Annotated in this window: 23 protein-coding genes and 1 pseudogene; 2 read left to right on the top strand and 22 right to left on the bottom strand. The window is 38.4% G+C overall.

Going from position 1 to position 23,806, the window contains the following annotated elements; translation table 11 throughout:
• Positions 1-89 precede the first annotated feature (89 nt).
• The 10 genes from ACIQZI_RS21535 to ACIQZI_RS21580 form a co-directional block, all read right to left on the bottom strand.
• A complete protein-coding gene (locus tag ACIQZI_RS21535) occupies positions 90-1,163 on the bottom strand; it encodes an ABC transporter substrate-binding protein (protein WP_403077208.1) in 1,074 nt (357 codons plus the stop codon).
• Positions 1,160-1,966 carry an ABC transporter permease gene (locus tag ACIQZI_RS21540; protein WP_403077211.1) on the bottom strand — a complete coding sequence of 269 codons (807 nt, stop codon included), beginning with the start codon at positions 1,964-1,966 and terminating at the stop codon, positions 1,160-1,162. Before ACIQZI_RS21540 ends, ACIQZI_RS21535 begins: the two co-directional genes overlap by 4 nt.
• Position 1,967: 1 nt before the next feature.
• Positions 1,968-2,771 carry an ABC transporter permease gene (locus ACIQZI_RS21545; protein WP_062186921.1) on the bottom strand — a complete coding sequence of 268 codons (804 nt, stop codon included), beginning with the start codon at positions 2,769-2,771 and terminating at the stop codon, positions 1,968-1,970.
• Entirely contained in the window at positions 2,761-3,870 is a 1,110-nt protein-coding gene (locus ACIQZI_RS21550) for an ABC transporter ATP-binding protein (protein ID WP_403077215.1), read from the bottom strand. Before ACIQZI_RS21550 ends, ACIQZI_RS21545 begins: the two co-directional genes overlap by 11 nt.
• Positions 3,871-3,933: 63 nt before the next feature.
• A complete protein-coding gene (locus ACIQZI_RS21555; RefSeq protein WP_403077218.1) occupies positions 3,934-4,476 on the bottom strand; it encodes a helix-turn-helix domain-containing protein in 543 nt (180 codons plus the stop codon).
• 154 nt (positions 4,477-4,630) lie between these two features.
• Positions 4,631-4,768: a hypothetical protein gene (locus ACIQZI_RS21560; RefSeq protein WP_403077220.1), complete on the bottom strand. Its 138-nt coding sequence runs from the start codon at positions 4,766-4,768 to the stop codon at positions 4,631-4,633.
• Between the two features lie 82 nt (positions 4,769-4,850).
• Positions 4,851-5,918 (bottom strand): nitric oxide synthase oxygenase, encoded by a 1,068-nt coding sequence (locus ACIQZI_RS21565; protein ID WP_403077223.1) that lies wholly within the window; start codon positions 5,916-5,918, stop codon positions 4,851-4,853.
• A gap of 190 nt (positions 5,919-6,108) precedes the next feature.
• Positions 6,109-7,494 carry a protoporphyrinogen oxidase gene (locus ACIQZI_RS21570; protein ID WP_403077225.1) on the bottom strand — a complete coding sequence of 462 codons (1,386 nt, stop codon included), beginning with the start codon at positions 7,492-7,494 and terminating at the stop codon, positions 6,109-6,111.
• Positions 7,495-7,632: 138 nt separating this feature from the next.
• Complete coding sequence (locus ACIQZI_RS21575) at positions 7,633-8,121, bottom strand: GNAT family N-acetyltransferase (RefSeq protein WP_403077228.1); 489 nt, start codon at positions 8,119-8,121, stop codon at positions 7,633-7,635.
• A 109-nt stretch (positions 8,122-8,230) separates the two neighbouring features.
• Positions 8,231-10,267, bottom strand: coding sequence for a Na+/H+ antiporter (locus tag ACIQZI_RS21580; protein WP_403077231.1), 2,037 nt, complete (start codon positions 10,265-10,267; stop codon positions 8,231-8,233).
• A gap of 299 nt (positions 10,268-10,566) precedes the next feature.
• Here ACIQZI_RS21580 and ACIQZI_RS21585 point away from each other — a divergent pair, with 299 nt between their 5' ends.
• Positions 10,567-12,147, top strand: coding sequence for a methyl-accepting chemotaxis protein (locus tag ACIQZI_RS21585; RefSeq protein ID WP_403077233.1), 1,581 nt, complete (start codon positions 10,567-10,569; stop codon positions 12,145-12,147).
• Positions 12,148-12,250: 103 nt separating this feature from the next.
• Here the strand turns inward: ACIQZI_RS21585 and trhO are convergent, their stop codons facing one another.
• The 7 genes and pseudogenes from trhO to ACIQZI_RS21620 all read right to left on the bottom strand — a co-directional run bounded on the left by trhO (position 12,251) and on the right by ACIQZI_RS21620 (position 17,230).
• Positions 12,251-13,219, bottom strand: coding sequence for an oxygen-dependent tRNA uridine(34) hydroxylase TrhO (gene trhO, locus ACIQZI_RS21590; RefSeq protein WP_062186942.1), 969 nt, complete (start codon positions 13,217-13,219; stop codon positions 12,251-12,253).
• Positions 13,220-13,373: 154 nt separating this feature from the next.
• Positions 13,374-13,541 (bottom strand): annotated as a pseudogene (locus ACIQZI_RS21595) (UPF0158 family protein); the annotation flags it as partial.
• A gap of 21 nt (positions 13,542-13,562) precedes the next feature.
• Positions 13,563-13,835 carry a hypothetical protein gene (locus ACIQZI_RS21600; RefSeq protein ID WP_403077236.1) on the bottom strand — a complete coding sequence of 91 codons (273 nt, stop codon included), beginning with the start codon at positions 13,833-13,835 and terminating at the stop codon, positions 13,563-13,565.
• A gap of 33 nt (positions 13,836-13,868) precedes the next feature.
• The gene (locus ACIQZI_RS21605; protein ID WP_403077239.1) at positions 13,869-14,471 is read right to left on the bottom strand and encodes a response regulator; all 603 of its coding nucleotides are present in this window, start codon (positions 14,469-14,471) and stop codon (positions 13,869-13,871) included.
• A complete protein-coding gene (locus ACIQZI_RS21610) occupies positions 14,468-15,592 on the bottom strand; it encodes a sensor histidine kinase (RefSeq protein ID WP_403077242.1) in 1,125 nt (374 codons plus the stop codon). Before ACIQZI_RS21610 ends, ACIQZI_RS21605 begins: the two co-directional genes overlap by 4 nt.
• 16 nt (positions 15,593-15,608) lie before the next feature.
• Positions 15,609-16,334 (bottom strand): ABC transporter permease, encoded by a 726-nt coding sequence (locus ACIQZI_RS21615; protein ID WP_403077248.1) that lies wholly within the window; start codon positions 16,332-16,334, stop codon positions 15,609-15,611.
• Positions 16,331-17,230, bottom strand: a complete 900-nt coding sequence (locus tag ACIQZI_RS21620) for an ABC transporter ATP-binding protein (protein WP_403077251.1) — start codon at positions 17,228-17,230, stop codon at positions 16,331-16,333. Before ACIQZI_RS21620 ends, ACIQZI_RS21615 begins: the two co-directional genes overlap by 4 nt.
• Before the next feature lie 314 nt (positions 17,231-17,544).
• On the opposite strand from ACIQZI_RS21620, the gene yhfH reads away from it, so the two are divergent.
• The gene (yhfH, locus tag ACIQZI_RS21625) at positions 17,545-17,658 is read left to right on the top strand and encodes a protein YhfH (protein WP_403077401.1); all 114 of its coding nucleotides are present in this window, start codon (positions 17,545-17,547) and stop codon (positions 17,656-17,658) included.
• 152 nt (positions 17,659-17,810) lie between these two features.
• Here yhfH and hflX read toward each other — a convergent pair whose 3' ends face one another.
• The 5 genes from hflX to ACIQZI_RS21650 form a co-directional block, all read right to left on the bottom strand.
• Positions 17,811-19,079 carry a GTPase HflX gene (hflX, locus tag ACIQZI_RS21630; RefSeq protein ID WP_403077254.1) on the bottom strand — a complete coding sequence of 423 codons (1,269 nt, stop codon included), beginning with the start codon at positions 19,077-19,079 and terminating at the stop codon, positions 17,811-17,813.
• A gap of 1,165 nt (positions 19,080-20,244) precedes the next feature.
• Complete coding sequence (locus ACIQZI_RS21635; RefSeq protein WP_403077259.1) at positions 20,245-21,345, bottom strand: SEC-C metal-binding domain-containing protein; 1,101 nt, start codon at positions 21,343-21,345, stop codon at positions 20,245-20,247.
• A 67-nt stretch (positions 21,346-21,412) separates the two neighbouring features.
• Complete coding sequence (locus tag ACIQZI_RS21640) at positions 21,413-22,465, bottom strand: SEC-C metal-binding domain-containing protein (protein WP_403077263.1); 1,053 nt, start codon at positions 22,463-22,465, stop codon at positions 21,413-21,415.
• A gap of 263 nt (positions 22,466-22,728) precedes the next feature.
• A complete protein-coding gene (locus ACIQZI_RS21645) occupies positions 22,729-23,085 on the bottom strand; it encodes a hypothetical protein (protein WP_172796912.1) in 357 nt (118 codons plus the stop codon).
• 483 nt (positions 23,086-23,568) lie between these two features.
• Entirely contained in the window at positions 23,569-23,769 is a 201-nt protein-coding gene (locus tag ACIQZI_RS21650; RefSeq protein ID WP_034304915.1) for a cold-shock protein, read from the bottom strand.
• Positions 23,770-23,806: the final 37 nt, after the last annotated feature.

Here is a 23,806-nt window from a genome sequence, read left to right on the forward strand (position 1 = left end):
ACAACTATATACAATTAACAAGTGTATGAAACACTATAAATCGCGTATAGAATGTAAGTCAAATCCATTCAGGACATCCTCCTCGCTCATTATTTTCGGTGCATTTTAAACTCCAGGAAAAGTTCATTATAGGTAGCCAGATTTCTTTTCCCAAGGTTCTCATATACTTCTAGCTTATCAGTTAATTCCGGTGACGGATAAAAACGTTCATCTTTTACCACTTCTTCCGGTAAAAATTCCAGTGCTGCTTTATTCGGCGTTGAGTAGCTTACATACTCTGTGTTTTGTGCAGAAACCTTCGCATCTAGCATGAAGTTAATGAACGCATGGGCCCCATCAATATTCTTTGCTGTTTTCGGAATGACCATATTATCAAACCATAAATTAGACCCTTCACTTGGTACGACATAGTCTAGGTCTTCATTTTCAGACATAATTTCTGAAGCATCTCCTGACCAAGTAATCCCAATGGCCGCTTCTTTGTTTGCTAGCAGCAATTTATTTTCATCACCGACAATTGCCTTGATGTTTGGAGTCAATAAATCAAGCTTCGCCTTCGCTTCTTGTAAATGTAATGGATTTGTATCATTTAATGAATAATGTAAACTATTAAGTCCCATTCCGATTACTTCTCGCGCGCCATCAATTAATAAAATTTCGTTTTTTAATTTAGAATCCCACAAATCATTCCAGCTTGTTATTTCCATCCCATTCAACATTTCTGGATTATAGACAATACCCACTGTTCCCCAAAAGTACGGAACAGAATATACATTATCAGGATCAAATGGCAAGTCTAGAAACCGTTCATCGATATTCTCCAGATTCGTTAGCTTCGAGTGGTCAAGTTGAATTAATAAGTCTTCCTTAATCATTTTATCAATCATATATTCAGATGGAACTGCAACATCATACGTCGTTCCACCTTGTTCAATTTTCGTCATCATCGCTTCATTCGAGTCAAATGTCTCATAAATCACTTTTATACCTGTTTCTTTTTCAAACTGATCAATTAAATCCGTATCAATATAGTCTCCCCAGTTATAAACCGTCAACGTATTGCCACCTGACAAACCTTGTGATTGATTCAATCGATTCGTGATAGAAAGGAGCACAATAGAAACAAGAATGATCGTCAAAAATACACGGACTAACTGTTTCATTTACGAACCCCCATTCCGCCTGACTTCGTACTACGCTTCGTGATGAAGTAATAGCCAATAACCAAAATAACGGTAAACAGGAATAGTAAGGAAGACAGAGCATTAATATTCAAAGATACTCCCCTACGTGCCAATGAGTAGATTTCAACCGACAAGGTCGAAAACCCATTTCCTGTCACAAAGAATGTAACCGCGAAATCATCAAGAGAGTATGTCAGTGCCATGAAAAACCCAGCAAATATACCTGGAGTAATATAAGGTAAGATCACTTTTGTCAGTACACCCATGTTGCTTGCTCCAAGATCTCGTGCTGCATCAATATAGGTCGGGCTCATTTCCATTAGTTTCGGCAGAACCATTAAGACGACGATTGGTACACTAAATGCAATATGTGCTAGCAACACGGAATAAAAACCAAGCTTGATTCCAGCCATCGTAAACAAAATCAAAAACGATGCACCGATAATCACATCCGGGCTGACGATGAGCACACTATTCAATGATAAAAAGGTATTTTTCGTTTGTCTTTTCCTTACCGAATGAATAAACAAAGCACCTATTACACCAATAATCGTCGAGATTAAAGCAGATAATAACGCAATCACAAGTGTATTCAAAACAATAATTAACAAGCGCGTATCACCAAATAATTCACGATACCAATCCAACGTAAAGCTTTCAAAGTTGAACATAGTACCGCCGCTGTTAAATGAGTAAAAAATAAGAAAGAAGATTGGTGCATACAAGATAAAAAAGATAAGCACTAAAAATAGCGAAGATACAGATGACAATTTCTTCTTCATCTTATACACCTCTTTTCCTTGCACCTGTCAATGCCATGATCAGGAACATAAAAATAATTAAAAACACTGCGATGGTCGAGCCCATTCCCCAATCTTGGATGACAAGAAAATGCTGTTCAATCGCTGTCCCTAGTGTAATCACACGGTTACCAGAAATTAAACGCGTCAGCATGAACAAGGAAAGGGCCGGAATAAAGACAACCTGGCAGCCCGATTTCACACCGTCCAATGTTAACGGAAAAATGACACGGCGGAATGTAGTCCATGTTGATGCTCCTAAATCATTAGCCGCATCCATAAAACTCGGGTTCAATTTATTTAATGCATTGAAGATTGGTAAAATCATAAATGGAATAAAAATATAAACTGATACAAAAATAAAGCTAAAATCGGTAAATAAAATTTGTTTGGAACCAATTCCAATTGCCTCTAGGAATTTATTTGCTGCCCCGTACGTACCGAAAATGCCTAGAAATGCATAAGCTTTCAACAGTAAATTGATCCATGAAGGAACAATGATCAGTAATAACCATAGTTGTTTATGCTTTGTCTTTGTTAACAAATAAGCAGTCGGATAGGCAAAAAGCAAAGAAAAGAATGTAATTAATAACGCATACCAAAATGAATTCAACGTCATCATTAAGTAAACAGGCGTAAAGAAATTCTTATAATTGACCAGTGAAAAATTCCCATCAATATCGAATAAAGAATAATAAAGGACGAGTACGATTGGCGCAACGACAAAAAAGACAACCCACAGAAAGTACGGAATGGAGTATAAATTAAACTTCGCTTTATTTTCCATCTTGCACTCCATCACTGTATGCTTCTAAACGTTTGTCAAATTCTTCTTCAGATTCACCAAAACGCATAACATGAATGGCTTCTGGGTCAAAGTATAGACCAATTTGATCGCCAACTGTCGCTTTCTTCGTAGAATGAACCAACCACTCATTCCCATCCCCATCATAGCTACTAATTTCATAATGAACGCCGCGGAATAACTGAGAGTCCACGCGCACTTGCAATTTACCTCGGTCCACATCGGTAATTTCCAAATCTTCTGGTCGAATTACAATCTCAACTGGCTCCTTTTCATTAAATCCACCATCGACACATTCAAACTCTTTTCCGGTAAACTCGACTCGATGATCACGAATCATTTTCCCTTCAACAATGTTTGATTCCCCAATGAAATCCGCGACAAATCGGCTGATTGGTTCATCGTAAATATCTGTAGGTGTCCCGCTTTGTTGGATTTTCCCGTTATTCAAAACGAAAATCTCATCTGACATCGCAAGCGCTTCTTCCTGATCATGCGTAACAAAGATAAAGGTAATCCCGAGTCTTTGCTGTAATTCTCTTAATTCATATTGCATTTCCGTTCTCAGCTTCAGATCAAGCGCAGACAAAGGTTCATCCAGCAAGATCACTTCAGGCTCGTTTACAATTGCTCTGGCAATGGCCACACGCTGACGCTGTCCACCTGACATTTCTGAAATTTCTCTTGTTTCATAACCGTCAAGGTTGACAAAGCTTAATGCTTCTCTAACCTTTGCAGTGACATCACTATTCTTCATTTTCTTAATGCGCAAACCAAATGCAACATTTTCAAAGACATTCAAATGTGGAAATAACGCATAGTCCTGAAAAACGGTATTTACTTGCCGTTTATTAGCCGGCACTCGATTAATAATTTTTCCATTAAAATAAATCTTCCCTTGCGTCGCCTCCGTAAAGCCGGCTATTAAACGTAGAATGGTTGTTTTTCCGCAACCAGAAGGTCCTAGTAGCGTATAAAATTTGCCTCGTTCGATTTCAAAGCTAACATCATTCAATACAGCTGGATCTGCATCATATTGTTTAGTTACTTGTTCGAAACGAATGATCGACTCATTTGTCAAAATCTTCTCCTCCTCAGTATCTTCATGTATTCGTATGATCCGTTCCACCAAACAGATGAATTCTTATAAATAGGAATTTGTAACAACTAGAAGCAATTCTGTAGGTCCATCAATATCATTAACCAATTGGTGAGCCTCAGAAGCATGAAAATAAATAGATTCTCCTGCTTTAGCCACATAGATGTGGCTCCCTAAATAAACAATGACTCTTCCACTTAATACATACCCAAAGGTTTCTGAAAGGGATGGCTCAAACTTCTTAAACTCCCCTTTTTCTTTAAACGTCAGATAGATCGGTTCCATTTCCTTTTCGTTCGATTCCGGTACGAGCCATTTAATCTGATACCCTTTTTCTACTTCTGCAAAAAAGGTCTGTGAATCTTCATCATATACGACTTTTTGAACACGCTCTTCTTCATCAAAGAATTGCTTCGGTGAGCATCCAAGCACTTCTATGATATTGAAAAAGGTTTCAATAGAAGGAGAACTCAAATCACGCTCCAATTGGGAAATATAGCCTTTGGTTAAATCTGTTCGTTCGCCTAACTCCTCTTGGGTTAACCCTTTTTTTAAACGTAAATTCTTAATCTTTTTTCCAATTTGCATAGTTATCTCCATGTGACTCGTCATTGCCACCGTTTTAAACGAAGGTTATTTTTTGACTATCTTCATCGCTTTGATCCAAAGTTTAGTTTTAGTAAACTCCGAGACACTAAAGTACTCTATAAGTAAACTTAAAGTTTACTTACAACCCCAATCATTATACAGGAATCATGACAATCTTCAACATCTTTTTTGTAATAACTAATGGTACATCATCCGACATAAATATTTCCCCAGAAATAAATTTCATCAAAATACTACATTCTTCTTGCTCATACTGTAGTATTTTAACCATACACTTTATAAGAATGAAGAGTCCGCCCTAACTAGAAGCAATAAAAATCCCCGTGAGCAAAACCACGGAGATTAGGAATGTATCATTTATAGGGAAGTTTTTGATAAAAGTAATTTGGTTTAATGATTTGATTTTTATAAGGCTTATGGAATATATGAGTCGCTGCTGGAGAAACTGGCGGAATGAGCCACGTCCAATTACCAGTCACCGGTCGGCTAGCCGCCCTTTCCTTTTTCTCAAACATCTTAAACTGCTGGGCAGCCGTATGGTGATCGACAATACTTACCCCATCCTCTTTAAAAGAATACAGAACTGCCTGATTGAGCTCAACAAGAGCCCGATCCTTCCAAAGCGATGAATTCTTGTGAATATCGAGACCCATATGTTCCGCTATAGTTGGAAGCATATTATATCGTTCTTCGTCCGCTAAATTTCTTGCCCCGATTTCTGTGCCCATATACCAGCCGTTAAACGGGGCAGCGTGATAGGTGATTCCACCGATTTCAAGACTCATGTTTGAAATAATGGGAACTGCATACCATTTGAGCTCTAACTCTGCAAACCATTCATATTCAGGGTGACGCAAAGGGACTTCTTTTACAAGGTGAGGAGGAATTTCAAACCATTGAGGCTTCCCACCATCCATTTGTATGACGAGAGGTAAAAGATCAAACCGACCAGTTCTGCCCCTCCATCCTAATTCTTCACAAACTTGTGTGAATCTTAGTGAATCTGGATCGCCGATAACCCCATTCTCGGTTTCATAGCCTGCGTATCGAATAAGCTGATGATTCCATATTCGAACACGGTCAGGTTGAAAAATAGTAATAGACGGTCTTATTTTGCCACCGTTTGTTGCAAACGATATATGTTCGAAAAGCGCTTCTACTATCTCTTCCATTGATTGTAAATCACGTTTATCTATTACCTGCATCGTTTCCCAAAACAGACGGCCAATACATTTATTACTATTTCGCCACGCCATTTTAGCCCCATATTCAAGCTCTTCAAGCGTATGTTCATACTTGTCTCGTTCTTGAATTTGATGGATTACTTCTTCTAAACGTTTATGCGTTTCAGCTTCACCTTTGTGTAGTTCTTCATAACTAACTCGAATAAAATGTTCTGCCTCTTTTAGTCGATGTTCCATAGATGTCCGCTGCCTCCTATGTCAGTCTTCGACATGATTATCGTTTACAAATAATGTACCACAACCATTTTCTTATCGCTAAATAAGATAACTAGAAAAACAAGATATAAAAAAGATACAACTAACTTATTTCTAACAGCTTCCCAAATAAAAAAGGATCTGACTCACATGAAACAAGCCAGACCCCTATTCATAATTGCTCCGTTACCCATTTAGCCGTCGCTTCACCATTTCCGATACAATCGGGAATGCCTACTCCGTAGTAAGAACAGCCAGCTAGACGAATACCTGGAAAGTCTTGCTCGAGCTTCTCTTCCAACCGTTGTACAACTTTTCGATGATGGATATGATAGTTAGGCATCATGTCACTCCAATTAGTCACTTCACTCGTTACCGGAGTACCTGAAATGCCCAGACTTAATTTAATATCCCTTAATGCAACCTTAAGCAACTCTTCTTCAGTAGCAGTTTGTAATGAAGCAAAAGCAGGGTTTGTACTTTTATAGAAAAGCCGGATTAGCAATTGATTTTTCTTGGATGTATGTTCCCATTTTCTACTTGTCCATGTACAGGCATTACAAGTTAATTCACTAGTTCCTGCAGTAATAAAGCCTGTTCCATCCTTTGGTAGCTCACTGTCCGCCAAATTGAAGCCTACATAGACGCTAATAATGGAACTATTCTTCAATTGATCAAATTCCTTTTGGAGTGTAGGATTCTTCAATAGCTTTTGAGCAGCATTGTGGGGAATGCTTAAAATGATATAATCAGCGACGATACTTTCTCCGTTTCTAAAAGTGACCGTGTATGAATTCCCTGCTCTCGTAACAGCCTCTACCTCTGTCCCTTTATGTATCTCAACATCTTCCATCCGTTCTTCCATACGATCAAGCAAAGTAGACAGACCGCCTTTAAAAGAAAGGAATTTCTTACTGGCATTCCCTTGGGAAGCTTTTTTATTTTCAGAAAGTCCTCGTATGATGCTGCCGTATTCATTCTTATAATCCAATAAATATGGTAGTGTAGAAGCAATGGTCAAGTCAGCAAGTTTGCCTGAGTATACACCAGATAGCACGGGAGCAATTTGTTTTTCTACCAATTCTTGTCCAAGAAAGCATTCCAGAAATTCACCGATAGAATCATCTGTAGTGAACGATTCATTCTTTGTGTAGAAATCCTTCAAGGCCGCAACTTTACCTTCCGCAGAAACTAATGTAGTTTTCGCTAATGACTCGATGCTCGTTGGAATGCCAAATACAGCTTCTTCTGGAATGAGCTTTAATTCTCCATCACTATGAATGAAAGAGCGCCCTGTGGCATTGAACACCACTTTATCTTGTAGCCCTAACTCTTCAATCAATGGTCCGATATACCCTTTACGCGCCACGATAGAATCTGCACCTGATTCCATTATGAAGTCACCATCATGCACCGAATGAATTTTTCCTCCAAGCTCCTTATTGGCTTCTGTCAATACAAGTCTAACGTTTGAGCCCGTCTTCTTTTTCCACTTTTGCAATTCATAAAGAGCAGATACACCCGTAATGCCCCCACCTATCACAACGACTGTTTTCAATGAATGTACACCTCAATTACGATCAATTTAAGTTACCTAAAGTGTACCATAAGGGTTCCTTAATTAGTATTCACACCAAACAATACGGTCCCTTTTTAGATCAACTTTACTAAATTCGCCACAATTATTCCGGATACATTACGACAATGTATAGCTATATATATGCATGGGACCGCTTCGCCCAATTTTCTCAGCACCTGTATTATGGAATCCGACTTTTCCATACAATCCTTTTGCCGGCTCGTTGTCTTTATTAACTGCGAGAATAATTTCTTTTTTATCCGGGAAATACTTTTGAGCAAAAGGAGGTAAAACAGACAATGCCCTCGCTGCATACTTTCTTCCTTGATAACGGTGATTTATACAAAAGGCTCGCAGTAACATCGCCTGTGGGTTTTCGGTAAACTCGTGAATGCCTTCTCCCGTATGTAGAATGAAAAATCCAACTGGCACTTCTCCTGATAGGACTACAATTGGTCTTCTTGTTGGATCTTCTGTACACTTTTCTAATGCTTCGATAGGAATAGTTGTATATCTTTTCTGTTCATCAGTTAAGTAAAACTTAGCTAATTTCGCTTTATATTTGGGTTCATATAATTGTAATGAGATATCCTGGTTTTCAAGCATTTGTTCTAATATCCCCCTTTAGTAGCCTAAATTTTTGTTTATGGTACAATCATTCGGTACAATTTGACTAATGTGTGACAGACCTCTCCAAAGTCATTCCTTCATTGCATCAGTGATCATAACTACCTTCATCTACTACATTCGCTTCTCTAATATTTATATGTTGCCGCATTTTTTGCGCTAATTCGAAACTGATTGTTCCTTCTTCAAACATGTCCTGCACTTCATCACGTTCAGCTTGAATGGCTATGTACTGTAAATCCCGCTCGAAGTTTACTTGTTCGTGTCCTCGAACCATTTTATTATCTCGTTTTAACCTGGAAATTAGAAAACTATATTCCGCGATCACGATTAAAGAAATCCCCTTATCATCTGGACTTGTCTTTTCCTTAATCTCTCTAATTGCCGCTTTAGCTGTTTTCAATTTAATTGCGATCATTTTATGGAGACGCTCTTTACTTTGCTCGATTAATTCTCTTTTTTTAGATAAAAACAGCTTGCCACTCTTTACTAGCACTTTTTTTAACAAAAGTATGAAAATCAGTCTACGATATTTCATTCGATTTGTTACCGCCATTTCCATTCTGCGGATATGCTCCAAACACAAATGGGCCGCTTCACGATCAACTAGTTCTTCTTTTACGAGCCTCACTATTTCTCTTTTCTCTGCCTCAAGTCCTATCAGTCTAGCCTTATTTTCTTTCTCTCTAATTTCCGATTGATTCTTTTGATTTCCGGCTGCATGAGCTTGACTAATTCTTACATTATATTTAGAAATGATTTTTATTGCTGTTTCACGGTTATCGTTTGTAATGGAAGATTCTACAGCTTTGATTGCTGCCGACTGCGATTGAATCAAAGCACGCTTTTCTCTTTCTACTTTATTCTCACCCATATGTTCATGCTTTGGCCGGGCAATAATCGGCAAAAAAATGCTTGTAACCATAAGTGTAGCCAAAATGACTCCAGCTGCAATAAAAATAATTAATGAACGTTCTGGAAACGGACTGCCATCATCTAACACGAATGGGAGAGTAAACGCCCCCGCTAATGTAACAGCGCCACGGACACCAGAAACAGTTATAATTCCAATGGCTTTGAATGATGGCTTTACCATTCCCTTTTTCATTTTCCAACCTGTCCACCATGCCACCAATACCCAAATGAACCGAAGGACAAATAGGGAGATGCTGATTATGATGATATAACCGGTCACTTCCATATTATTAAAAGCTGCGTTTTCAAAAATGGAATTCGCTACACCTGGCACTTGCAAACCAAGCAAGACAAAAACAAGGCCATTCAAAATAAATAAAATAACAGACCAGGTACTATTCGAAACGATTTGTAGTTTTATCGTCGGCGACTGCTCACGATCCCGTTCAATTGCATGGACGATTCCACCAGCTACGACACCTAATATTCCTGAAAAGTGGAAGTGCTCTACACTTAAATAAATCACAAATGGAGTCAAAATCTGAATGAGCATATGAATCGTCACATCTTCCATACCTAGTCGGCGGATGAAGACTCTCAACCTGATAATAGCAAAGGCAATGATTGCACCCCCTATAAGGCCTCCTAAAGCAATAATGACAAAGCTTAATGAGGCTTCCGCTAAAGAAAAGTAGCCGGTTACCGTAGCTGCCACCGCAAACTTAAAAGCTACAAGACCTGATGCATCATTCGTTAATCCTTCTCCTTCTAGAGTATGCATAATGATTTTCGGTAGCTTAACACGGCTAGCCATCGCACCAACGGCCACTACATCAGTAGGCGAAAGGATTGCTGCAAGCGCAAAAGCAGCTGGTAAAGGAATAGCTGGGATCAACCAATGAATTAAATAACCGATTACAAGAACGGTTACAAAAACTAGCCCTAACGCTAATAATAAAATCGGTACTCTAAGTTTCCATAGCGCCTTACGCGGAACATTTTTTCCATCATTAAATAACAACGGTGCAATGAATAATACAAAAAACAACTCAGGCTCCATTGGCACTTGAAGACCAATGGGCAAAATTGCCAATACCCCTCCCAAAGCGATTTGAATAAGAGGAACAGGAATAAATGGAATAAAGTGATTAATTATATTGGATAAGCCAATGAGGAACAACAGAAGTAAAACAATTAGAAATATTTCCATCTATCCTTCAAACCACCTTTTCTATATGTTTTCTATCTTTAATTTACCATAATAACGGCTTTTCTATTTATCAGAAATACTTATTTGCTTCATTTCCCGAACTGCGATTCATCATTTCTACATGAAAAATTTACATAAGCTTAACAAATTTTTAATACCATTCATGGATAATTAGACCTAGAAAGAAGAGGTGGATGATGGGGAAATTATTTAACTTTTATACAAACTGGTCCTTAAAGACCAAACTCTTACTATTTATCATATTTATCTTAATTTTCACATCCGGTATCATTAGTTATATGTCTTATGCAAAATCAAAAGATGCGACGATGACCGCTGTCGAACAACGTCTAAAAAGAGAAGTTATGCTTTTTTACCAAATGGCACAGAATCTCATGTATCTTCATGTAGGGGATGAGGAGAATTTCAACAAAAAAATAGAAAGCGTCATTAAAAGCCAAAATGCAGACATGAGTCAAGATGGTCTCCATAGCGATTACTTTCTTATCAAAGGAAAAGAAACCGTCCCGTTCTCTGTAAGCCAGAAAATGGCTATAAAAATCCCTGAATCACTACAAACAGAGATCACGAAAAAAGGAAAGGGGATTTTACATAAAAAAATTAACGGTGTTACCTATACATTTGCTTTTCAACAAATTCAAGAAGTAAAAGGGTCCTTTGTCATTGCTCTACCACAGCAAGTTTATTTAACTAAAATACATGAAATGGCATATTCCATTCTCACAGTCACGATTGCTTGTGTAATTATTACAGCGCTTCTTGTCATCGTACTCGTTAATCAATTGACAAGACCTTTAGAAAAACTAAGAGAACTCATGAAAGAAGCCCGCGAAGGGAATTTTGATATATCACTAAAGGATATTCCAAGGAGCTCAGCCGAAATAACATCCCTTGTTAAAAGCTTCGATTCATTATTACTAACAGTGAAAAGTATGCTACAAAACATTAGCTCAACTACGAATCAATTACATACAACCGGAGCCAAGCTGCAAACTTCCTCAAATGTTGTTTTGGTCCGAAATCAGGAATTGATCAATGAAATAGAAACGGTCAAAAAAGCTGCGGATGAAACAGCCGTTAGCTCTGAAGTATCCATGATTGCTTTTGACAGAATGAAAGCAGATATTTACCAGACCTTTCAGGAAATGCAGCATATTTTTGATATATCAAAAACGATGGAGGTTGCTTCTCTAAGTGGGACAAACCATATGGACCAGCTAGTAAATGAACTTGGTTTATTTCAAACGGAATTTAAACAAATCACCCAAACGATGAATACATTGAAAACTCATTCGGTCTCCGTCACTTCCATCGTCTCACTGATACAGACCGTTGCTGAACAGACCAAATTGCTCGCTCTAAACGCAACCATCGAAGCGGCAAGAGCAGGTGACGCCGGTAAAGGATTCTCAGTTGTTGCAACGGAAGTCAGAAAGCTTGCTAACGAATCCTTCAAAGCAGCGGAAGAAATTGCTACAACGATGGGGCAAATGGAAGAGATAACAAACCAGACACATCGTGAATTTGAGAACATTCATCATATTGTCAATAAAAATGTTGAAGGAGCATCTAAGAGTAAAGACTCAATTGATTTATGGAGTCTACATGTTGATGAGGTGAACGTTAAGCTTCGATTCATTGAATCAATCCTAAAAAACTTGCAAGGTTCCTTACCAGAAGTGGAACAATCATCCGAAAGATACGTAGCACTGTCGCAACAGACAAGTGCTAGCGCCGAACAAATGCTATCTAGCTTCCAAGAACAACTGAAACAATATCAAGAAACGTATGAAATCGGGAAAGTACTTAATGATTTATCTGGCAAGCTAGGCGAACAGACAGAGGGTATTCAAGCCTAGGGAGATTGTAATATCGTCATGACCTACATGATGATTTACTGTTGTAGCCTAAAAAAAAACACCTCAATTCCTTTCGGATTTGAGGTGTTTTTCATTTAATTCATTATTTCATAGCCATCTCTTCAGTAAGCTGACTTGCTCTTTCAGCCCATTCTTCATCTGTTAGATTGTGTTGTTTTACGTAAAGGTTACGTGGATGCACGCGGCACTCGTGCGTACAGCTGCGCATATATTTGTGTTCATTTTCCTCTGATGCAAGGATTTGTTTATTACATTCAGGATTTGCACAATTAATATAACGTTCACAAGGCTCACCAGTGAAATAATCTTGACCAACAATGACATGTTCCTTTTGGTTAATAGGAACCGAGATCCGCTCATCGAACACATACATTTGCCCATCCCAAAGCTCGCCTTGTACTTCAGGGTCTTTTCCGTAGGTGGCGATTCCACCATGAAGCTGACCTACATCTTCAAAGCCTTCTCTTACAAGCCAGCCAGAGAATTTCTCACAGCGAATACCGCCTGTACAATAGGTTAATACTTTTTTGCCTTCAAGCATTTCTTTGTTGTCGCGCACCCATTGTGGAAGCTCACGGAAAGACTTTATATCTGGTTTAACAGCATTTCTAAAATGTCCTAACTCGTATTCATAATCATTTCTTGCATCTAGAACAATGGTATTTTCATCTTGAAGTCCTTCTAAAAATTCCTTCGGACTTAAATAACGGCCAGTAATCTCAAGTGGATTAATATCATCTTCCAAACGAAGCGTTACAAGCTCATTTCGTGGTCTGACATGCATTTTCTTAAATGCGTGTCCGTCAGCTTCATCTATTTTAAATACGATACCTTCAAATCGAGGATCGCTTTCCATCATGTTAATATACGCATCAGTTTGTTCAATCGTACCTGATACAGTCCCGTTGATTCCCTCAGTAGCAACCAAAATACGGCCCTTTAGCTCGTGCTCTTTACACCAAGCAAGATGCGCAGCTGCAAATTCCTCTGGGTTCTCAATTGTTACATAATAATAGTACAACAATACTCTGTACGGTTTAACTTCTATCATTATTCTTACCACCTATCCATTTATATTTGCAAGATATAAAAGGTAATCCTTTTAGGCACTTTACTCTTACAACAAAGTATTATACCAATAAAACTACATATTCGTCAAAAAGAGACTGGAAAACATACCAGTCTTTTCCTACCTCCACTCGAACCTATTCAATATATTCAATTCCCTGATCTTCACACCATCTAATTGCCAGTATTCTATAGCTCGATTCTTTAAAAGAATACCATTCCTCTTCCAGATTTAAATCGATAAGTACATCCTTAAATCTCCGAAAAGCACCTTTGCCATCCAACGCTCTTAGCAGTTGATTTTTAACAGTCTCATCGCTTTGCTCTCAACAGAAATCCACCATCATTTGATACTCATTAATATCAAACTTGGATGGAATTCCCTTATATTCATCGAAATGATCCAGCACATCAATCGCCAACTCAATTTCTTCCTGCTGCCATTCCGGCATTGTGTCTAGTGGCTCGTCTTCTGCCAAGCATAACTCTCCTGCTAAAACAGTGACAAACTTTCCATTTTTTAATGACATGAAGGTTTGATACCCCGCAAATTGAATATCCATTTCCTCGATCAACTGTTCTATACGTACCTTCCTCATTTTAGTCTTCCTTCTGATTTCGCTCCATTTTCCTTACACCCACCCTTTTTGTTCCGCGATAGTAATGGCTTCAATTCGATTTTTAACCTGTAGTTTATTAAGTATTTCCGAGATATAATTCCGAACAGTTCCAGTAGACAAATAGAGCACTCCTGATATTTCCTTAGCTGTCTTTCCAACAGCAACTAATTTTAATATTTCCTTTTCGCGTTCAGTAAGTGGATTATCTTCTCCGATACTTCCAAAAATCAGTTCAGGTGCAAATTGACGTTTTCCCTTTATAACGTTTCGTATGGACTGGGCTAATTCATCGACTGATCCGTCTTTTAATAGATAACCATGAACATTTGCCTTTACCGCTCGCTCAAAATATCCTGGTCTTGCAAACGTGGTAAGGATGACAATTTTTACATCTGATTTCTTTTGTCGAAGCTCCTCCGCCACTTGAAGGCCTGTTTTGATGGGCATTTCAATATCAAGTAAGCAAACATCAGGTTTCAATTGGTCGATAAGATTGAGCGCATCCTTCCCATTAATTGCTTGACCTACAACTTCAATATCATCCTCCATATCTAATAGAGATCCCAATGCTCCGAGCAACATTCCTTGATCTTCAGCCAGTAACAACCGAATCATAAAGCGACCTCCTCCCCATGCTGTTTTAAGATTTGAGGTACTTCGATACGTAAAATTGTCCCCATGCTCTCAGACAGCGAAAGGGTTCCATCTAAGAGAGAAAGCCTTTCTTGCATGCCTTTTAGACCATTTCCATTCTGACAATTCAATCCTATTCCTTTACCATTGTCTTCTACGACAATGGCAATTTTCCCTTCTATTTGTTCAATTGTAATGGTGCAGATTGAAGCCCCGCTATGTTTGACCACATTTGTTATAGCTTCACGGATACACATACTCAGGATGTTCTGAGTAAGGAAAGGAACGTCCGCTAATTTCGTATCTCCCTCAACGATTAGCTTAATTTCTGCAACAGTTAAAATCTTTTCCACTTCAATTACTTCTTCTGCCACCGTAATTGCCCGCATATCTGCCACAAGTTCTCTTACTTGATGAAGAGCAGAACGCGATATCTTCTCCATTTCAATCGCTTCTTCTCTAGCACGGTTTGGTTGCTTATTCGCTAGTTTGGCGACTAATTGGCTTTTTAACGTCAACAAAGAAAGAGTATGACCTAACGTATCATGAAGATCACGCGCAATCCTCATTCGCTCTTCCCTTTTAACAAGTTCCTTAATCTGTTCATTTGCTTCATCAAGCTTACGTTCCAAATCCATCCGTTCATACATGGAACGCATCCCAAAAGGGGTTGTGACCATAACGATGATAAATGGAGTTAAATAAAAAATAGACGTGATAGACAAAGACGGTAAGTAAAAGGCCCATGGTACAAGAAGGGTAATGCCAAAAGCAATCATCGCCCATTTAAATACTTTCCGATCCTTATACCAACTAATAAAATTGGCTGCAAAAAAGCCCATAAATAGACAGTTAAGATTGTAAGCCAGACTTAATGTAAAAATAATAATCAACTGAATGGCTAGCCAGCGATGGAAAACATGCCAGTTGTCTGTACTATACAGTTGCCGATAAGAGACAAGGAATAAGGCCCACATGAGAAAACCAATCAATTGTTTCATACCTGACTCTGTTAGGATATAACCCAGTGGTAAAATGCCATAAATTAAAAACACATAAGGTAAGTACCCATATCGTTTAGGGAAGAGCTGAAAATTCTTCATTCTTTCACTCCTAACTCTATATCGCTTCCTGTTTCCTTCTTATATACCCTGATAATACCGTAAATAGGAAAAGGTACCCAAGTAGAATCATAATTGAAAGCAAAGAAGGAGACTCCCCGCGAATAATCTCCCATGCTCCACTTCCGTAATAATACGAAGGTAGCCCATGAGAAATAGATTGAAAGACTTTCGGCAATACGTCCATTGGCATCCACATCCCGCCCATAAAAGCCAATGCTAGATAAATAACATTACTTACTCCAGAAGCTGTGTCGACTCGTTTCATTGTCCCTACCAATGCACCCAATCCCAGAAATGGCAATGAACCGAGAAGAATCCATATCCCACTCATCACCCATTGTCCGGCAGACATGGTCACGCCATTTATGAGGATTCCAGCCGCAAAGATCACAACAATCGATAATATATGAACAACCGATTGACCTACTATTTTTGAAAAGAAATAGATACTATAAGGGAGTGGAGTGATTCTCATAAACTTTGCCCACCCTTCGGCCCTCTCTTGGACCAACCTGATTCCCATCGTCATAATGGAGGATCCCATCACACTAAATGTTGCCATTGACATTAAAAAATGTGCTTTCCAAACTGTAGTATCATTCACTTTAAATACATTTGTATAGATAAAATAAAAGAGTACCGGCATAAACAATGACCAAAAAAGATAGTACGGATTTCGAATAATTCTTAATGATTCTGCCTTACATTGCATCCATATCATTTCAGCAAAACCTCCTCATTGTCTGCTGTTAAATGTTCAAACACTGTTTCTAAGCGTCCTTGCTCAATTTGAATCCCACTCATCTTTACCTTTTTTTCATAAAGAGCGGCAAGTACAGCATCCGAGTCAGTCGTTTCTATAAAAATGCGATTACTTTCTTTAAATATATTGGACACATTTGCGATTTGTCCTAATTCATCAATATTTAATGTTTGATTATCATCAAGCGAAACGGTCTTTTTCGTAAATCTCGCTCTCATCTCCAACGGATTTCCATCGGCAACTACTTTACCTTTATGAATGAGAATAATCCGATCAGCGACATCTTCCGCTTCTTGCAAGTAATGAGTTGTAAAAATGATTGTTTTCCCCTGGTCATTAAGTTTTCTAATCGTTTCCCAGAACGATCGCCTTGCTGTAACGTCCAATCCGACAGTTGGTTCATCAAAAAAAAGCACATCTGGATTTCCGGCAATGGCTAGAGCAAAGCTTAACCGCCGTTTTTGACCTCCCGAAAGCTTTTCTGTTCGTTTTTTCAGGTCTTTGCTACTCATTCCTGTGACCCCTATCAACTGTTCAAATGATAGCGGATTTTTATAATAACTTCTAAACAAACGAATTAATTCTATCCCAGTTAAACCGTCCATTACACTAACATCCTGAAGCATGGCACCGATGCGTTCCCGAACTGATCGATCTTTAGGATGTTGACCGAATAATTGAACAGTCCCCTCTGTTGGCTCTATTAAGCCAAGTAACATCGAGAGCGTTGTCGTCTTTCCGGCCCCATTCGGACCAAGGATTGTCACCATTTCCCCCGCCCGAATTGAAAATGAAACATCATCCACCGCTTTATGTTCTTTAAAAGATTTCATCACATGTTCAAATGTAATCATCTCTCCACCTCCGATACATCTATACTATGAAAAGAACTCACTGGCAATTAGTAGAATACATCATGAAACCGAGGTGATAAATGTCATAATGTTTTGAAATTCCATACCTATTGTCTTGTTTCTTTTTATTCTTGAAAATTGAGAAGAACATCGACACAACAAACGGAAAATATTAACATTAATAATTATTATATTTTTCTGATAATAACCTATACATTTATAACAAATGGGTATATACTGTATTATAACAACAAACAATAATTTGAATCTGTATTACAAAAAGGGAGGAACTACACATGCAAACAAATAAACCTATGGAATTCTTCAGAAACTTACCACCGAAACAATGTCCGGATTGCGGCCATCATATTGATGAACAAGCAGAATCCTACGTGGTTACGTGTACAGAATGCTCATCAAAAAAATAAATGCAAAATAAAACGGGTTAGCATTGGAGCTAACCCGTTTTATAGGAAATGATTCGCAATCCCCATCTTACCTATCGCTTCTTTATGACCCCTCTACCTTCCAGCCTTTAATCTCATAGTTAGAGCAAATAAACCACAAAGCCTACTTGCTTTCACGATTCTTCCAACACAAACGTTCGGTATTTTTCATAATCACTATGTTTACACTCGACCTTGATTTTCGTGCCATCTTCTTCATATTCCGTTTCAAGAATTTGCGCATGTTCGTTAAAATAAGAAATAATCTGACCTTGATCATACGGGATTAGCAGTTCACAGCGAACATAATCTGTGAAGATGTTTTCACGAATCTTTTCAATCAATTCAGCCACGCCGATTCTCTGTTTTGCTGACAAATAAACAGAATCAGCACGAACTTGCGGGATCTCCATTTCCGTTAAATCCGCCTTATTATACGCATAAACGGTTGGGATATTTTCAATTCCAATTGCTTTAAGTGTTTCATTTGTAATTTCAATAAGCTGTTCATAATTTGCATTGGAAAAATCAACAACATGAATGAGCAAATCAGCTTCTGCCACTTCTTCAAGCGTTGATCGGAATGCTTTTACAAGATGATGCGGCAGCTTTGAAACAAAACCAACTGTATCCGTTAATAGAAATTCTTTATTGTCCGGAAGCGGGATGTTTCGAACAGATGTCTCTAATGTCGCAAATAGCATATCCTTTTCAAAAACCTGCTTCTCCGTAGATGCATGAAATTTCTCGACAAGAGCATTCATAATCGTTGACTTTCCAGCATTTGTATACCCAACAAGTGAAACAACAGGGATTGCATTCTTCTTTCTCTGCTTCCGCTGTGTTTTCCTGTGAGCAACAAGCGTTTCTAGTTCTTTATTCAATACATTAATCTTCTCTTCGATTCTTCGACGGTCAAGCTCAAGCTTTTTCTCCCCAACCCCTCTGTTCTTTGTACCGACACCACCACTTTGACGCCCTAGCGACTCTCTGAGACCAATCAAGCGCGGCAACATATATTGTAGTTCCGCCACTTCCACTTGTAACTGTGCCTCTCTCGTCTTCGCCCGATCTGCAAAAATATCAAGAATTAATATCGTACGATCAATCACCTTACAGTCTAAATCTCGTTCTAAGTTACGAATTTGAGATGGAGATAGTTCATCATTAAAAATAACCAAATTTCCATCACTATATTCTACAAGAGTCTTTACTTCATCTACCTTACCACTGCCAATATAATGAGATGAATTCACTCTTTGTAAATTTTGAGTCATCTCGCCAACGACCTCTACACCACAGGCCTCCGCTAAATTTGCAAGCTCTTCCATCGAGTAAGCAAAGTCCCGATGATTATTAATATTTACTCCAACTAATACTGCTTTTTGTTGCAATTCTTCCATTTGCATATTCCCCCTTAAGTTTTGTTAATGTCTTTGCTGCACCGTAGTTTGAATATGCTAAAAAAACACAGACCTATCGCCTGTGTTTGAGTAAACGAAAAAGGTGAAGTAAAGGACATCTCTTTAGTATAGACAAACGAATATGGCATTAACGCCACACCATCTACCATGAAGAATACATCCTGTAGCACACTACACTCGCCTAATCACAATGGTAGCGGTGCGGAGCCGGATTTTGAAGTACTTCAATAAAGTACGTATATCTGCGAAGTAGATTGTCTATAGTAGAAAGTCGCGAAGCCCCTTCCCCATGTCCTTTATACAAAAAAAGAGAGCGTTCATCCAGCCCTCCCTCATGGTTATATTATAGGGTTATGGTAATTAGGCAGACTTATCCCGTTCACCCTGCACACAGACAGAGTTTTTTTGAGCACTATTCAGTTAGCGGCACAAAGTGTTGAACGTAGTCTGATAAACTTCACCGTAAACCCCTCCGTTTCATTTAAGTTATGGAAATTTTACCATATGAATGTTCGTTTGGCAAATCGTTTTTTATAGAGGATGTTCAAAGGGTACGGTAAAAAAGCTTGCGAATTACATTAAAGCTCATGAATGACCTTCTGCTAAAATCGCGCACGTCATGACGAGCAACACAGAAGTCAGCACATCCTGCAAGTCCGGTCCTCACGTATTACTCCATACGCGAAAGGTTTGTGACGATCGCTCGCAGAACTTATAGGCTCTTTTTATCCTTTTTGAACACTCACTTATAGTTCGTATACTCCTACCTATTCCTTGGCAAGATCACCGAAGTAACCGAACAATTCAGGCAAGCTTTTTGATAAAGTGAAACTTCCATCATTGGGGGGTTCATCCGCCAATGATGGTTAGTTGAACCAATCGGGGATTTACAGGCTGTTTATCCCCCACCTATTTTCACCTTACCTTGATTCTCTAAACAAAAGTTGAGGTGGAGGTATTACAGCCTGTTAAACCGGGATACAAGAAAGGATGAGTATTTCACCATCATACAACCGAAAAGAATTCATCGATCTTATCTACTGGCCCCAATACTTCATCTAATATTTCCTCTTTCCACAACTCTTCATTTTTTTCGCAGTAAAAAACGCAAAACTCTAATGAAAAAGGAGTTCTGCGTTTTCCATTAATATTCATAATCCATTTCTTCAGTCATCCCAAGACTCTCCAATTCTTCATAGAGGATATCTCCAATCCTTTTGTACAGTTTGGAAATGGTTGCCTCACTTATATCATACTTATCAGCAATTTCCTTTTGTGACGGTGCTAAAATATCCAGTAAAGCGGATTGTACCAAGTAGTCAATTAATGCAGCGTACACTTCTGGTTTACGTATAGAAGGAGACCCTTTCTCACAATACGACTTCCAAATTACAATGGCGGTCATAATCATATCTATTGGGCAATTATCTTCTCTCATATGTTCTTGAATAAGAATCGCTACTTGTAACTCTTTTTCTGAGCTCCATTCAAACTGTGTGATATCTGGCAGGTCAATATCCCCCATCATCCTCAGGAGTAGCCTTTCAAGAAGGTACGGAAAATCAATTTGGTAGAAATCTTCATACCCTCCATCATCTTCAAGATGCTCTTCCAATTCATCCTGAAATTCCTGTACTAACTTTTCCGTCCCAGCAGCAGGGAAACTTATAGGTTCTCCCAAGAAGTACATGCCAGTACCCCTATCTAATAGCATTCCAAGTAGTAAACTATTTTCCTCTACCATTCCTGTTCCATACTCAAGCGGTAGTTCATACTCAATCCTACCAAGTATGTCTTCTATCACGACCCTATCCGAATGGATGGTCTTTAACAGATATAGTTTTGGTGTCGCTCCACGCCATGAGAGAATCAAATTTTTCGTTTTCTTCCTTACTATTTTAGAGGGTTTTTTTCGATAAAATTCTTCAAAGATCGTCTGTCCTTTAGCAATCGGCAGGTTAAATACTGCCCATGTGCGCATGTGTTGCATATAGGTATCATGCGTTTCTACAAGAATCGGCTCCTCTTTTACATCCATAAAATTGAATAACGGATATTGAAACGCAAGATCTAGAATATCATGCTCATATCTTTCAAAAGTATATTTTAATAATTCCTTTTGAAACATTGCCGCTTCTTCACTAATCGAAATCGTCGGAAACTCGATTACATTCTTTCCACAGCAATTTTTATATATTTTCTCACTTCCACACGGACAGGGATTCTTTATAGATATTTTACTCAAAAAACTCTCCTCCTTTTTGAACACGCACTATTATTCAAATAGGCTACCAAAATGGCAGCCTACTTGTTTATATTTCTATTTTTTCTCCAACTGCTGCTTCCATTTCTTTATATCGATTCGATAAAGTAGAAGCACCTACCCCGTATTTCTTAGCAAGCTTAGTCTGAGAAGGACTGAACTCCCCTTTAGAGAGCAGTTTCACTGAATACTCCAGTGCTGCAGCAAATGCTTCTGGTTTTCGAATAGATGGAGATTGTTCCGTACAATAGGTGTTCCACAACGCTTGAACACTTTCTATTAGTGACTGCGGATAACCCTCTTCATGCATTCCTTGTTTCACCATTTCTGCCGTTTCTTTTTCTTTCTCATTGTACCATACTCGCTCATTTGTTTCGGTTTTTGGTAATTCAATACCTTCTGTAATAGCCGCGAGACTATGGAAGATTTGCAAGAAATTCCGAGCCATGAATTCTTCTGCTTTTCCACCCGCATGCTTGTACTCTTCTAATTGTTGATTTATAGTTGTTAAAATGTTGTCTGTAAATTTTGGCTCAAAGCTAATAAACTGACCAAAGAAATCACTTCTCGTTCCCATATTAACTAAATACCCAAGAATGATTTCTCCAATTCCTAATTCCTGACTTGCATATGGCGTATACGGAAGCGAGATAGCTTGTTTCGTCACGATATCTTCTAGAGTTATTGTTTCACTCGTTAATTCCTCAATTGAAAACAATACAGGAGTCGTGCCTTTCCAAGACTCTACGATCTCTCTCGTTTTCTCCCTTACAATATGAGGCCCTTCTTGCTTCATAAATGTATCAAAGATTGTATCGCCGTTCACAACGGGCTGCGTGAAAGTACCCCATATATTCACATTAAATTGATAAATTTCTTGAACTTCTTCACTTACATTTTCCGGAAGTGGATAATCAAGCAAAAGCTGATTGATTTCAGCTTTATAATTCTTTTCTGTAAAATCCATTAACGCCTTCTGTAATAGTGTTGCTTCTTCATAATGAACAGCAATTGGATTTTCATCCACTTTTCTGCCACAGCACTTCTTGTACTTTTTCCCACTGCCACATTCACACGGTGCATTTCTATTTAATTTTCCCATATATATACCTCCAAAAAACAAAATGCTACTCTCCATTGTATCAAAAATTAACGAAATTACCTAATGGGACTCACAGGAAGATTGATACTCCTTGAGGGCCAGACCCTATTTCCCAGCTTCACCCACTAGCCACCAACCCGCTTATACCAAGGGGTCTCGTATCTTCATGGCGGGGTCAGACCCCATTTCCCGGTTGTGATCATGCAAAAAAAAGCTATCTCAACAGGTTAAACCTTGTGAAATAACCTTTATTTTTGTGGAATTCAAGTGATTAGCAAATAAGTAAGCACAGGATTTTTTGAAGAATTGGGGTGTTTAATTTTGTCCGTCATGTCGATCCATTTCACTTTTGCACATCTTTCTTCCAACTTCTCACTTATTTCTCCTTCAATGTCATGCATAAACTTAATCATTTCACCATATTCCAAGTGAAAGTGTTTGGCTGCAGTTCGATGTGGCGCATATTTCACAAACAACTGCAGAAGATGGTCGGCAGTATCCGCTTGCTGTGCCAATTGATCTTCTTCATTTACTATATATTGATAAATCTCACGCTTTTCATCCGGTAAATGCGAAACAATATCCCGTAGTAAAAATTCCATTAGAATCTCATTCATCATTAGCTACCTCGAGTTTTCATAAGCCCATTTTTCTCAATTATACTCTATTTTTTGAAACTTGCAAATCGTAATTGTTACTATTTAAATCAAGAGTTCACATACCATCCTAATTATATGCAGAACTTCTTGTTCAATTACCTTTTTTATATTATAGCTATTAAAAGTAGTAAGTCAAAATCTATTATATAGAGATAAAGTGAAACTTCAATCCGTGGGCCCCCACTGATTGTTAGTCCCATTCTAGTGCCGCTAATACCTCCGCTCTATTAATGCGGGATAAATAGTTGAACTAGGCTTTTCTAAAATGGCTATGTTATAATTGGAAAAATCTTTTATGCATTTTCCCTTACTTGTTACTGTTGTTATCCCACTTGTTTACTGAGTGGGATTTTTTATTTATTTTGTTTATGTAACAAGATTAACTCTAAATCAAACGCAAAAAAGACAGACTCCAAAGTAGAGTCTGCCTTTTGCATGTATCAATTATGCTTTTTGTACGTTAGAAGCTTGTGGTCCACGTTGACCTTGTTCAACTTCAAAAGTCACTTCTTGACCTTCGTCAAGAGATTTGAAACCTTCGCTTTGAATAGCTGAGAAATGTACGAATACATCGTCTCCGTTTTCGCGTTCGATGAATCCAAATCCTTTTTCTGCGTTAAACCATTTTACTTTACCTTGTTCCATTGTTGTTGCCTCCTAGTGCGTTCATCACACATTATAT

The organism is Peribacillus sp. NPDC096379, from assembly GCF_044762875.1.
Classification (GTDB): Bacteria; Bacillota; Bacilli; order Bacillales; family DSM-1321; genus Peribacillus.